The sequence below is a fragment of the Streptomyces sp. NPDC006655 genome (assembly GCF_040703965.1).
Classification (GTDB): Bacteria; Actinomycetota; Actinomycetes; order Streptomycetales; family Streptomycetaceae; genus Streptomyces.
This window is the reverse complement of the sequence record NZ_JBEYJU010000040.1, coordinates 48550-61068: the sequence shown is the minus strand read 5'-3', so window position 1 is coordinate 61068 and position 12519 is coordinate 48550. Positions and strand designations below refer to the sequence as shown.

Below are 12519 nucleotides of genomic sequence, written 5' to 3'. Positions count from 1 at the left end.
TGCCGGCTGTTGACCGTGTCCATATCAAAGACAGGTCGATACCCGTCACGGCGCGGAGCCGGTGCGCCCCGAGCAGAACGCCACCGTCAGGTCCCGCACCAGGACCTTGCGCTCGTAGTCGTCGAGTTCGACCAGGCCGCGCATGGTCAGCCGGGTCACCGTGTCCTCCACGGAGTCCACGACGGAGGTGAGCACGGTGGCCCGCTGCTGGGCGTCGAGCGCGGCGATCCGGCGCCGGTGCATGGCCTCGGCCACCTCCGGGGCGTACGCCACCCGGACCGGCTGCACGGCGAACACCTCCAGACCGATCCCGGCCGCGTCCGCCGCCACCCGCCGGGTGAGCGCGTCCGTGGCGGCCTCCACCGAACCGCGCACCCCGCCGGGCATCTCCACCGGCACCCGGGCCAGCGCCGCCTCCACGCACTCGCGCAGATACCCCTCGTGGTCCTCGACGCCGAGCACGGCCCGCGCGGTGTCCCGCACCCGCCACACCACGAGCACGGCGACCCGCAGCGCCACCCCGCTGCCGTCCGCCGCCGGCATCTCCTCGCTGCGCCAGTGCCGCAGCCGGACGTCGACGCGGCGCCGCAGGTGCAGCGGGTTGATCCAGAGCAGACCGGTGCGCCGCACCGTCCCCCGGTAGCGGCCGAACAGAGCGAGCACCCGGGCCTGTCCGGTCACCCCGCGCGCGAGCCCCGCGAAACCGCAGGCACCGAGCGCGCCCGCCCCGGCGTACGCGGCCCACTGCGCCGGACCGAGCCCCGCGGACGCCGGCAGCCGCAGGGCGTGCACCGCCAGCGACGGCAGCACCCCGGCCCACCAGGAGGTGGCGAGACCGCCGGCCACCCCGCCGAGCCCGGCGAGCACCCCCACCGCGCCGGGCAGCACCCGGGCGGGGCTCTCCACCAGGTCGGGGTCGACGGCCGCGGCCGGCCGGGGTGCGGCGGCGGCCGGACGGCGCAGCCGGGGCTGTTCGCCGGTGCCCTGCCGGCGGGCGACGACCGCGGGCCGCAGCGGCACCGAGACGGGGGCGGGGTCGTCGCGGAACAGCAGGTGGACGGGGATCTCGGTGGTGGCCTCGTTCTGGATCAGCCGCGGGACCGGGCGGGTGGGCGGCCCGCTGTCCAGGGGATCGCCCGATTCGGGGGTGTGCTCGGTGGTCGTACTCATGCCTGCCTCCAGCCTCCGCGCCAGATGCGTCAGGTGATGGGTTCGTGGGTGCTCGTGGGGTTCCTCACAGGAACAGCCGGCGCCAGGTCTCCGGGCCCGGGTAGCCGTCGGCCGCGCCGCCGCGCCAGCCCTGGGTCCGCTGGAACGCCTCGACGGCCCTGCGGTCCGCGTCGCCCCAGCGCGGCCCGGGGCCGTCGGGGTAGAAGCGGCCGTACCCCTTCTCGACCAGCCGTCTGCCGAGCCGGGTGACGTGGTCGTTCTCGGCGCCCGGACGGAAGTAGTTCCTGCCGGGGTAGCCGGGCACCCCGTGCGAGGCGGGGCCGGCCGGGGCGGCGGCCGGGCCGATGTCCTTGCCCCGGCCGGTGCTGAGCAGTTCCCAGGTGCGCGGCCCCGGCAGGCCGTCGGCGTCGGCGCCGGTCCACCCCTGGGCCTGCTGGAAGGCCCGGGTGGCGCGCTGGTCCGCGGGGCCCCAGACCGGTCCGGGACCCGTGCCGTAGAGGCCGCCGGCGCCCCGGGCGACCAGCATCCGGCCGAGCAGGGTGACGTACTCGTTGTCGGCGCCGGGACCGAAGTAGGCGGCCCCCGGGAACGGCCCGGCCGCCTTCCCGGCCTGCGCGCCCGCCGCGCCCGGGTCCGCGACCAGGCCCTTGTAGCGGTAGGGGACGTACTTGGCGGAGTTGCTCCAGTAGGCGTACGGGGTGGACTGGCGGCGGGCGTGCGGGGGCGCCTGCTCGTAGGCCGTGTAGGAGGTGCGGGTGTGGTCCGTCCAGCCGCCGAACAGCACTACGTGGGAGCCCTGCGCGGGGTCGGCCGTGTTGTGGAAGAGCAGCATGTCGCCGGGTTGCAGCTCCGCTTTGGTGATCTTCGTGCCGAACTGGCCGAGGCTGCCGGTCCACTCGTTGCCGGTCAGTCCCCAGGCCATGGAGACGTAGCCGGAGCAGTCCTGCCGGTATCCGTCCGTCCAGTAGAGGCTGCTGCTGTACGGCACCTTGGCGGTGACCCAGCTCTTGGCGCGGTTGATGATCTCCGTACGGGTGGTGGGCGGGGTGGTGACCGGGCCCTGGACCGGTGCACCGGCCGGGCCGTGCAGGGGGGACTTGACGCCCTGCGGGGTGGCGGGGTCGGGGTCCGCGGGGACGGCGGACCGGTGGGGGGCGGGCGGGACGCCCTGGGCGGCGGCCGTCGGGGCGCCCGCGGCGAGGGCGGCGGACGCGGCGGCCACGACCAGCACGCTCCGGGCCGCCGGGTGGCCGCCGAAACGGCCGGGCAGCGGGGCGGGGCCCACCCGCCGCCAGTGGACGCAGCCGGGGCATTCGCAGTCGTCCGCGGGATCGAATTCCTGGAATACCGGGGCCGGCATGCGACTCCCCTCACATTTCGGGTGGATATGTCCGGGACTGTGCACATTGATCAGTTTCCCAACTGTCGCCCCGGTGCGCATGCTGACGGTCCGAATGATGTACGGCAGGGGGCGGACGAGGGGCGCCCCGGTGACCGGTGGTCGGGAGCACACCCGCCGGTCGGGTAGAGTTCTCGATGTCAGCAGGCGCCGCTAGCTCAGTTGGTTAGAGCAGCTGACTCTTAATCAGCGGGTCCGGGGTTCGAGTCCCTGGCGGCGCACAGACAGCCGAAAGGCCCTCCGCAGCAGCGGGGGGCCTTTCGGCATTCACCCCGGATGTCAACCACCGACACGGCCGGTCCACAGCATCCTCACACGTTCCACAATGAACGCGTATGACCGGTAAACAGCGCGTTTCGCCCTTGCGATCATGCTGAGCACCGTAGAACCCTGGATGCCCAAAGTGCCGATGAATTGCGGCACTTGGGGGGTATGCAGCCGGTTGCCGGAGCCGCGGGGCGAGGGACCCCGGTCATGAATCGGTGCCGAGGGGGGCATCATGCAACCGGACGGTCACAGTCCGTGTCCATCGCGGCGGAGGACTGTGTCCCGCCATGGACGCGCCCGCGTGGGTCGAGGGGGACCCGGCCGGGCGGTGGGACCGAGGAGCACGCGCTGACCTGCGTGTGCGGGGGGATGACTCATGACGTCGACGACGCCTGGGCACCGCACCGGCGCCCTGCGCCGGATCAAGAGGACACTGCCGAGATACGACTACGAGCACTACAGCCGGCTCGCCGGCCCCCTCACCCAGCCCGATCCGACCCGGCCCTACACGGTGCGGTACCGCTCGCTGCTCTCCCAGGAGCCGCACCGCGTCCGCGCCGCGCTGATGCTGGGCGCGGCCCCGCTGCTGTCGCTGGTCCTGCTGACCTGGCTGCTGCAACCGGAGCACTGGACCCGGCGGGACCAGCCGGCCCACGGCTTCCTGCCGGCGCTGGACGTCGTGATGCTGGTGTCGATCGGCCTGATCGAGTTCTTCCGCTGCATGAACGTGCTGTCCAACGCGCACGCCACCCTGGTCGCCCGCGATCCCGTCCCGGTGGTCCCGGGGACCGGCACCCGGGTCGCCTTCATCACCACGTTCGTGCCCGGCAAGGAACCCCTCGACATGGTCACCCGGACCCTTGAGGCGGCGGTCCGGCTGCGGCACCGGGGGCTGCTGCACGTCTGGCTGCTCGACGAGGGAGACGACCCGGAGGTGAAGCGGGTCTGCGCGCGCCTGGGCGTGCACCACTTCACCCGCAAGGGCGTCGACCGGTGGAACCGGCCCACCGGCCCGCACCGCGCGAAGACCAAGCACGGCAACTACAACGCCTGGCTGGAGGCGCACGGCGACGCGTACGACTTCTTCGCCTCCGTCGACACCGACCACGTCCCGCTCCCCAACTACCTGGAGCGGATGCTGGGCTACTTCCGCGACCCGGACGTCGGCTTCGTGATCGGCCCGCAGGTGTACGGCAACTACGACACGTTCGTCACCAAGGCCGCCGAGTCCCAGCAGTTCCTCTTCCACGCCCTGATCCAGCGGGCCGGCAACCGCTACGGCGCCCCGATGTTCGTCGGCACCTCCAACGCCGTGCGCATCAGGGCGCTCCGGCAGATCGGCGGCCTGTACGACTCGATCACCGAGGACATGGCCACCGGCTTCGAGATGCACCGCGCCAGGAACCCGGCGACCGGCCGGAAGTGGCGCTCGGTGTACACCCCGGACGTCCTCGCGGTCGGCGAGGGCCCGAACTCCTGGACCGACTTCTTCACCCAGCAGCTGCGCTGGTCACGGGGGACGTACGAGACGATCCTCAAGCAGTACTGGAAGGGCCTGTTCTCGCTGCCGCCCGGCAGGCTCTTCAACTACACCATGATGATCATCTTCTATCCGATGTCGGCCCTCAACTGGATCCTCGCGGCCCTGAGCTGCGCGCTCTTCCTGGGCCTGGGCGCCTCCGGCGTCGACATCGACCCGACCGTGTGGCTGATGCTCTACGGCAACGCCTCCGCGCTCCAGATCGGCCTCTACGTCTGGAACCGCCGGCACAACGTCTCCCCGCACGAGCCGGAGGGCTCGGGCGGCGTGGCCGGCATGGTGATGTCGGCGCTGTCCGCACCGATCTACGCCCGCTCGCTGATGGACGCGGTGCTGCGCCGCAGGAGCCGGTTCGTGGTCACGCCCAAGGGCGAGTCCGCCAGCCCCGACACGCTGTTCGGGACGTTCCGGATCCACTGGTTCTTCATCCTGGTCTTCGGCGGTTCACTGGCCGCGGGGTTCGCCGGCGGCCACGCCCAGCCCGCGATGATCACCTGGGCGGCGCTGGCCCTCCTGATCACGGCCGCGCCGATCCTCGCCTGGCGCTGGGCCCTGCTCCAGGAGGGCCGGCGGAGCGCCGAGCCCGAGGACGCGGTCCCACCGGGACACGCCCATGTCCCCCAGCGGCGGCCCCGCTGGACGCCCGCGGGCGGCGGGGACCCGGAACAGACCGTGCGGATCGCGCTCGGCGGCGGCCTCGGGGGGCGTGAGGAATGACCGAGAGCGCCGGCCGCCGCCGGGCCCGTCGTCTCGCGATCGGCACCGCGGTGGTGCTCGTGCTGGCCGGGACGAACGGGCCGTGGATGTACCGCTTCGGGACCGAGCAGTACCACGAGTACGAGATCAACAGACCGGAGTACAAGGCCGCGAACGGCCACTGGGACATCGTCGAGTTCCCCAAGGAGTACCGCCAGGACACCATCCACGCGGTGCTCCTGCACACCGGGAAGGTGCTGCTGGTCGCGGGCTCGGGCAACAACCAGGACAACTTCGACGCCAAACGCTACGACAGCCGGATCTGGGACCCGGTCAAGGGCACCGTCAAGAAGGTACCGACCCCGGCCGACCTGTTCTGCACCGGCCACACCCAGCTCGCCGACGGCAACATCCTGATCGCGGGCGGCACCAAGCGGTACGAGAAGCTCAAGGGCGACGTCAAGAAGGCCGGCGGCGTCATGATCCTCTACAACGAGAACCCCGACAAACCGATGACCCTGCCCAAGGGCACCCGGTTCACCGGCAAAAGGAACGGCAGGACCTTCCTCTCCGACGACTCGGTGCTGGTCCCGCGCGCGACCAAGGTCTTCGACAAGAGGACCGGCGCGTACCTGCGGAACAACCCCGGGTACGCGCGGGTGATCGTGGAGGCGCCCCAGCAGGGCACGCGGTACGAGACCGGCACCCAGGACAACTACGGCATCCAGGGCCTCACCGGCGCCGACGCCCGCAACACCTACGGCATCGCCAACAAACTCGGCCTCGACAAGCGGGACTTCGAGGGCATCAGGAACGCCTACGAATTCGATCCGGTCGCCGAGAAGTACATCAAGGTCGACCCGATGAACGAGGCCCGCTGGTACCCGACGCTCACCACCCTGTCGGACGGGAAGGTGCTCGGCGTCTCCGGGCTCGACGACATCGGGCAGCTGGTGCCGGGCAAGAACGAGGTCTTCGACCCGAGGACGCGGACCTGGACGTACACGAGGTACCAGCGTCAGTTCCCCACCTACCCCGCGCTGTTCCTGCTCCAGAACGGCAAGATCTTCTACTCGGGTTCCAACGCCGGGTACGGGCCGGACGACGTGGGCCGCGACCCCGGGATCTGGGACGTGGACACCAACCGGTTCACCAGGCTGGCCGGGCTGAGCGACCCGGACCTGCTGGAGACGTCCGGGACCGTGCTGCTGCCGCCGGCCCAGGACGAGAAGTACCTGGTCGTCGGCGGCGGCGGGGTGGGCGAGTCGGCACGCTCCACGAACCGGACCCGGCTGATCGACCTCAAGGACCCCGACCCGAGGTTCACGGACGGACCGAGGCTGGCCAAGGGGACCCGCTACCCGCAGATCTCGGTGCTGCCGGACGACAGTGTGCTGGTGTCCGGCGGCTCCGAGGACTACCGCGGCCGCGGCGCCTCCGACATCAGACAGGCACGGCTCTACGACCCCGCGTCCGACTCCTTCAGGAGGGTCGCCGACCCGCTGGTCGGCCGGGACTACCACTCCGGGTCGATCCTGCTGCCGGACGGCCGGGTGATGTTCTTCGGTTCCAACCCGCTGTTCGCGGACAAGGCCGACACGAGACCCGGGGTCTTCGAGCAGCGGATCGAGATCTACACCCCGCCCTACCTCTACCGGGACTCGCGGCCTTCGCTGGGCGGGGGCCCGGGGACCATCGCCCGGGGCGGGACCGGGACGTTCACCTCGCAGCACGCCTCGGTCATCAGGAAGGTGCGGCTGATCCGGCCCAGCGCCACCACCCATGTGACCGACGTGGACCAGCGGTCGGTCGCGCTGGACTTCAAGGTGTCCGGGAACCGGATCACGGTGACCGTGCCGGAGAACCGGAACCTGGTGCCGTCCGGCTGGTACATGCTGTTCGCCGACGACGACCAGGGCACGCCCAGCACGGCGCGGTGGGTGAAGGTGCCGTAGGGCCCGGTCACGGCCACCGTGCCGCCCCCGCCGGTCGGCCGGGCGGGGGCGGCACGGTGGCCGCGGCGGTCAGGGCGTGACGTCGATGTGCCGGGCCAGCGCGGTGACCGAGAGGTCGCCGTGGTCGACCCATTCGGGGAACGCCAGCGTCTTGTGCTGGGTGGACGCGGGCGGGGTGATCTCCAGGTAGGAGGCGTGCACCGCGCCCGAGGTGCCGGTGTTGGCATGGGTCCAGGCGACGACGGCCTCGGCGCTCTGACCGTCCTTCAGGACCAGGGTCTTCCTGCCCGGGTCCTTGGCGTACCAGGTGTCGCCCCAGTGGGTGTGGGTGGTCAGCGCCTTGTGACGGGAGTTCTCCAGGCCGAGGCCCGGGTAGCCGCGCAGCGCGCAGGTCTTGCCGCTGAGGTTGCGCAGCCTGATGACGACGCCCTGGTGGTTCATCCCGCCGGCCAGCCCCTGGCCGAAGGTGGCCTTGAGCGCGGCGGCCGAACAGGTCGGCGTGGCCCTGGCGGTACCGGCGTCCGCGGCCTCGGCGGTGCCCGCCCAGGCGAGCCCGAGACCGGCGAGGACGGTCACGGCGAGCAGCGCCCGGCCGGCTCCGCGGCCGGTGCGGCGCCGGGACGTGGGACGGGCGAGGCCGGTCCGGTCGGTGGTGTTCCGGTCATCGTTCACGGTGACGGTGCTCCTCGTGTTCCGTGGCGCGAACCGGGCGTACGCCCCGCGCCTTCTGCTGGTGCCCTACACGAGGATGGATGCGTACTGTGCCGGAAATGTTCGCGTACGGCGACAAGATTTTCACAGCGGCTCAGGAATCCGTCGATCGGGCCAGATCCAGGGCGTAGGACGGCCACCAGTCGCCCGCCTGCGGGCCGCCCTTGCAGGTGCCGTCCGACTCACCCGGGCGTTTGACCCACAGATAGGCGTCCACCAGGGGGTCCGCCGTCCTCGTCGTCGGGGTCTCGCCGAGCGCCCGGCCCGGCGGGTTGCACCACCGTTCGGCGGGATCGCCGCCCGTGTACGGGCCGTTGCCGTTCCTGCTGGTGTCGATCACGAAGTGCTTGCCGCCCACCTTCGCCGAGAGCTGCCTGCCGTAGGCGATGGAGTCTTGGGTGGAGTAGAAGTTGGCGACGTTGACCGCGAAACCGTCCGCCTGCGCGACGCCCGCCTGCTGGAGAGGCCGGCGGATCTGGTCGGGGTGGCCCCAGCCGGCGTTCCCCGCGTCCAGGTAGACCTTCGTGTTCTTCAGCGACTTCAGCGTGGTGATGGCGCCGCGCAGCAGGTCGTAGCGCTCCTCGGCGAACCGGGCCGGGGTGCAGCCGTCGACCAGGTGCAGGACGGCGTCCGGTTCCAGGATCACCGTGGCGGGGCGGTCCTGGATGCCCCGGGCGACCCCGGCCAGCCACGCCCGGTACGCGTCGCCGTCGGCCGCGCCGCCCTGGCTGTACTGGCCGCAGTCGCGGTGCGGGATGTCGTAGAGGACCAGGAGGGCGGTGCGGCCGGACCGCTGGGCGGCCTCGGTGAAGCCGCGCGCCTCCTGCTCGGGGTTCTCCGGGCCGATCCACTCACCGGTCGGCTGGGCCGCGATCCTGCGGATGAGACCGGCCTCGGAGTCCTTGCCGGCCTTCGCGTAACTCCGCACCTGGCGGGCCGCGTTGGAGTCGGGGTTCACCCAGAACGGGTCCGCCTCCCGGGGCTGCTGGGTGACGGCCGCACCCGGGTCCGCGGCCCCCTTGCCGTCGCTCCCGCCGCCCGCGGAGCACCCGGCGAGCAGCAGCGCCGCCGCCAGTGCCACCGCCCGGGCGGACGACCGGGCCCCCCTGCTGTCGTACATCCAATTCCCCCCTGGGTGGGTGCACTTGGCCGGCCCCAATCGTGACATACCCGCCGCACTCGCCACGAGTTCACGCACGCGTTGTCGGCGACCTGTTACAGCCCGCTGGGCCCGGGCCCCCTGGGGCCGCCGGCCCGGTCGGCGGCCTCAGGGGAGCGGGCCGCCGACCGGGCGTCAGGTGTCCTACCGGATGGTGCCGGTGAGGTACGCCGAGACGACCACGTTCGCCGTGTAGCTGCCGGTCGTCCGGTCGAAGGCGCCGCCGCAGGTGATCAGGCGGAGTTCGGCGCGGCCCGGCTCCCGGGGGCCGTAGGCCTGCCGGGCGTCGAAGTGGTCGCGGGGCAGGACCCGGGTGTCCTCGACGGTGAACTCGGCCACCGTGTCGTCGGAGCGGACCACCCGGATCGTCTCCCCCGGCCGCAGGGCACTGATCTTGTAGAAGACCGCGGGCCGGGTCCGGGTGTCGACGTGCCCGACCAGGACGGCGGTGCCCGCCGCTCCGGGGCCGGTCCCCGAGCGGTACCAGCCGACCACGCCGGGCTGGTCGAAGGGCGGCGGGTCGACCCCGCCGTCGCGGTCGAGGCCGCGGGCCACCACGGGGGCCTGCACGCCCAGGTCGGGGATGTCGATGCGCTCGGGCACCGCCGGGGCCAACGGCGCGGCGGCGGGCGGCAGCCCGGCGTCCGCGGGGCGGCCGACGGCGGCCATGTCACCCGTGGTGGGTCCGGTCAGACCGTCGGGCACCTCGGTGACCCCGCGGCCCCACAGCCACAGCCCGAGCAGCAGGACGGCCCAGGTCACACCGGTCAGCAGCCGTCCGGTCCCGGTGGAACGTTCGGTGTCGTCGGACATCGGCCCCGTCCTCAGCGCGAGCCGCGGCTCCGGCGGGCGCTCAGCAGCCCGACGGCGGCCGCGGCGAACCCGGCGAGGAGGAGGCCGGTGACCGCCTGGGCGGTGTCCGGACCGGACGAACGGGACTCCACCGAGGCGAGCGGAGCGGTGCCCCCGCCGCCCGCGTGCACGGGCGCGACGGGTGAGGAGAGCAGGGCGTCGGGCGCGTCCTGACCGGACGGCGGCCGCGCCGCGACGGTGACGCGGCCGGTGACGGACGCACCGGCGCAGCCGACCCGGACGTCGTAGGAGCCGGGGGTCGCCGCGGAGCGGACCTGGGTCTCGCCGGTCAGCGTGCCGTCGGAGCCGCTGAGCCGGGCGTCCGAGACGAAGGCCGTCGAGGCGGCGGCGCCGGTCGTGCCGGAGCAGCCGCTGACCCGCAGGGTCACCACGGAGCCGGGGGCCGGCGAGGCCGGGGTCACGGTGATCCCCCGGCCGTCCGCCGCGGACGCGGCCGCCGGGAGGAGCCCGACGGCCGAGGCCAGGAGCCCGGTACAGAGAGTGAGGCGAATTGAGCCCATCGTGAACCTCCAGTTATCTGGAGGCTCCCCCGCACCAGGCGCCCACGCATCCTCGGAAGGCGCCAGATTGCTCCGTCCGGGTGAGGTCGGGTTTGGCCGCTCAGACCAGGTCGACGAGGTTCGCGATCGAGTCGACGACCTCGGAGGGGCGGAACGGGTACCGGTCGACGTCGGCGGGCTGGGTGACGCCGGAGAGCACCAGGAAGGTGCGCATCCCGGCCTCCAGGCCCGCGAGGACGTCGGTGTCCATCCGGTCGCCGATCATCGCGGAGGTCTCCGAGTGCGCGCCGATCGCGTTCAGCCCGGCCCGCATCATCAGGGGGTTGGGCTTGCCGACGAAGTACGGCTTCTTGCCGGTCGCGGCCGTGATCAGCGCGGCGACGGAACCGGTGGCGGGCAGGTCGCCCTCGGTGGACGGGCCCACGTTGTCGGGGTTGGTGGCGATGAACCGGGCGCCGTCGTTGATCAGGCGCACCGCCTTGGTGAGCGCCTCGAAGGAGTAGGTGCGGGTCTCGCCGAGGATCACGAAGTCGGGCTCGTGGTCGGTGAGGATGTACCCGATGTCGTGCAGCGCGGTGGTCAGACCGGCCTCGCCGATGACGTAGGCGCTGCCGCCGGGCCGCTGGTCGTCCAGGAACTGGGCGGTGGCGAGGGCGGAGGTCCAGATGTTCTCCACCGGCACGTCCAGGCCCATCCGCCGCAGCCGTGCGTGCAGGTCACGGGCGGTGTAGATGGAGTTGTTGGTGAGCACCAGGAAGGGCCGGCCGGACTCCTGGAGCTTCTTCAGGAAGGCGTCCGCGCCGGGGATCGGAACCCCCTCGTGGATGAGAACGCCGTCCATGTCGGTGAGCCACGACTCGATGGGCTTGCGGTCTGCCATGTGGGTGGGTCTCCTGGCGTGCGTATGCGGGGTGCGGTCATGCCTGAGCTGGGCGCGCCGGAACCACGGCGTACCGACGCCCCCAGCCTAGACAACGCCGGGATCACCGGGGAATGCCCTGCTCACCTGCCGGTCGGCCACCGGCCGCCGCCGGTGCCCGCCGCCCCGGCACCCGGGTCACCGCCGGCGGCGGGCCAGGACGAAGGCGCTCGCTCCCACGGCGAGCAGCGCGGCCGTGGCCGTGAGCAGTCCGTGGGCCAGGCCGAGGCCGGTACGGGCCAGTTCCCGGGCGCGTTCCCCGGCGTCCGCGGCCTCGGCGGCGAAGGGCAGCGCGGCGCCCGCGGAGGGGACGCTCCCCGGGGTGGCTCCGGGGGAGGCTTCCGGGGTGGCCTCGCCGGACACCGCCTCCGTGCCGTCCGAGGGGAGGGCGGAGGCCGGGGTGTCCGGATCGGCCGGGGTGCCCGTGCGGTCCGGATCGGCCGGGGTGGCCGGGGTGGCCGGGACCGTGGGTGGCGGCGGGGGCGGCTCCTGGCCGATGCCGAAGCGGTAGTCGTTGGACTCCCCGACCCAGGCGCCGTCCGAGCCCCGCCGTTGTACGAGGGCGGCGTCCGCGGTGACCGCGTTCGGTACGGCGTCCGCGGCGAAGGCGACTCTGACCTTGACCGAGACGGTCGCCGCGGGCGCCACGGTGAACCCCGGGAAGTCGTTCCCGTCGAACACCCCGACGAGTTCGGACTCGTCGGTCGCGGTCAGCGGGACCGGGCGGGGGTGCGGGCCGTCGTAGAACTCCAGCTCGGTCTGGGAGGGCTTGAGGACACGGTGGTCGTCGACGAGGACGACGACCGGGTGGACGTCGGTGCAGATGCGGTTCGTGGTGTTGGTGAGGTCCAGGTACCAGGTGCCGTAGCCGCCGCCGGGCTCGTAGGACGTGGGGCCGCCGTGGATACGGGTGGTGAGGGGGAAGTCCCGTGCGTCGGTGCCCACACAGGACGCCTCGGCGACGACGGGGGCTGCGGTCGCCGACGGCACGGGGACGAGGACGACGGCTGCGGCGGCCAGGCAGAGGGACAGGGGGGTGCTCAGTCGCATGCGCATGAACAGGTGACTCTGCCGGGCGGGGACGGGAGCCGACGGCCGCCACTCCGAACCCGGGCGACGACTCCGCCCGTTCAGCCCCTCCTCCCAGCCGACGCCCCCCTCGACCGGCCCACCTCGTTCAGCCCCTCCCAACCGACGCCCCCTCGACCGGCCCACCTCGTTCAGCCCCTCCCGACCGACGCCCCCTCGACCGGCCCACCTCGTTCAGCCCCTCCCGACCGACGCCCCCTCGACCGGCCCACCTCGTTCAGCCCCTCCCGACCGACGCCCC

10 protein-coding genes and 1 tRNA gene are annotated in these 12519 nt (G+C 72.8%); 3 read left to right on the top strand and 8 right to left on the bottom strand.

Translation table 11 applies throughout. From position 1 onward, the window contains the following. Positions 1-45: 45 nt before the first annotated feature. Together AB0958_RS23465 and AB0958_RS23460 are read right to left on the bottom strand one after the other, a co-directional pair. Positions 46-1170 (bottom strand): SPFH domain-containing protein, encoded by a 1125-nt coding sequence (locus tag AB0958_RS23465; protein WP_366892412.1) that lies wholly within the window; start codon positions 1168-1170, stop codon positions 46-48. A 64-nt stretch (positions 1171-1234) separates the two neighbouring features. Next, positions 1235-2530 carry a peptidoglycan-binding protein gene (locus AB0958_RS23460; RefSeq protein WP_366892411.1) on the bottom strand — a complete coding sequence of 432 codons (1296 nt, stop codon included), beginning with the start codon at positions 2528-2530 and terminating at the stop codon, positions 1235-1237. Between the two features lie 186 nt (positions 2531-2716). Here AB0958_RS23460 and AB0958_RS23455 point away from each other — a divergent pair. The 3 genes from AB0958_RS23455 to AB0958_RS23445 all read left to right on the top strand — a co-directional run bounded on the left by AB0958_RS23455 (position 2717) and on the right by AB0958_RS23445 (position 7027). After that, positions 2717-2790: transfer RNA gene (locus tag AB0958_RS23455), tRNA-Lys, on the top strand. Between the two features lie 422 nt (positions 2791-3212). After that, positions 3213-5093, top strand: a complete 1881-nt coding sequence (locus tag AB0958_RS23450) for a glycosyltransferase family 2 protein (protein ID WP_366892410.1) — start codon at positions 3213-3215, stop codon at positions 5091-5093. Then, complete coding sequence (locus AB0958_RS23445) at positions 5090-7027, top strand: kelch motif-containing protein (protein ID WP_366892409.1); 1938 nt, start codon at positions 5090-5092, stop codon at positions 7025-7027. Before AB0958_RS23450 ends, AB0958_RS23445 begins: the two co-directional genes overlap by 4 nt. Positions 7028-7096: 69 nt before the next feature. On the opposite strand, the gene AB0958_RS23440 is transcribed toward AB0958_RS23445, so the two are convergent. The 6 genes from AB0958_RS23440 to AB0958_RS23415 form a co-directional block, all read right to left on the bottom strand. After that, the gene (locus AB0958_RS23440; RefSeq protein ID WP_366892408.1) at positions 7097-7699 is read right to left on the bottom strand and encodes a DUF4232 domain-containing protein; all 603 of its coding nucleotides are present in this window, start codon (positions 7697-7699) and stop codon (positions 7097-7099) included. 133 nt (positions 7700-7832) lie between these two features. Continuing rightward, complete coding sequence (locus AB0958_RS23435) at positions 7833-8858, bottom strand: glycoside hydrolase family 6 protein (RefSeq protein ID WP_366892407.1); 1026 nt, start codon at positions 8856-8858, stop codon at positions 7833-7835. A gap of 183 nt (positions 8859-9041) precedes the next feature. After that, on the bottom strand, positions 9042-9710 hold the full coding sequence (locus AB0958_RS23430; RefSeq protein WP_366892406.1) for a class F sortase: 669 nt from the start codon (positions 9708-9710) through the stop codon (positions 9042-9044). Positions 9711-9721: 11 nt separating this feature from the next. Then, positions 9722-10270, bottom strand: coding sequence for a hypothetical protein (locus AB0958_RS23425; protein WP_366892405.1), 549 nt, complete (start codon positions 10268-10270; stop codon positions 9722-9724). A 100-nt stretch (positions 10271-10370) separates the two neighbouring features. Continuing rightward, positions 10371-11150 carry an HAD-IIA family hydrolase gene (locus AB0958_RS23420; protein ID WP_358982235.1) on the bottom strand — a complete coding sequence of 260 codons (780 nt, stop codon included), beginning with the start codon at positions 11148-11150 and terminating at the stop codon, positions 10371-10373. A 177-nt stretch (positions 11151-11327) separates the two neighbouring features. After that, positions 11328-12239: a hypothetical protein gene (locus tag AB0958_RS23415; protein ID WP_366892404.1), complete on the bottom strand. Its 912-nt coding sequence runs from the start codon at positions 12237-12239 to the stop codon at positions 11328-11330. Between the last annotated feature and the right edge of the window lie 280 nt (positions 12240-12519).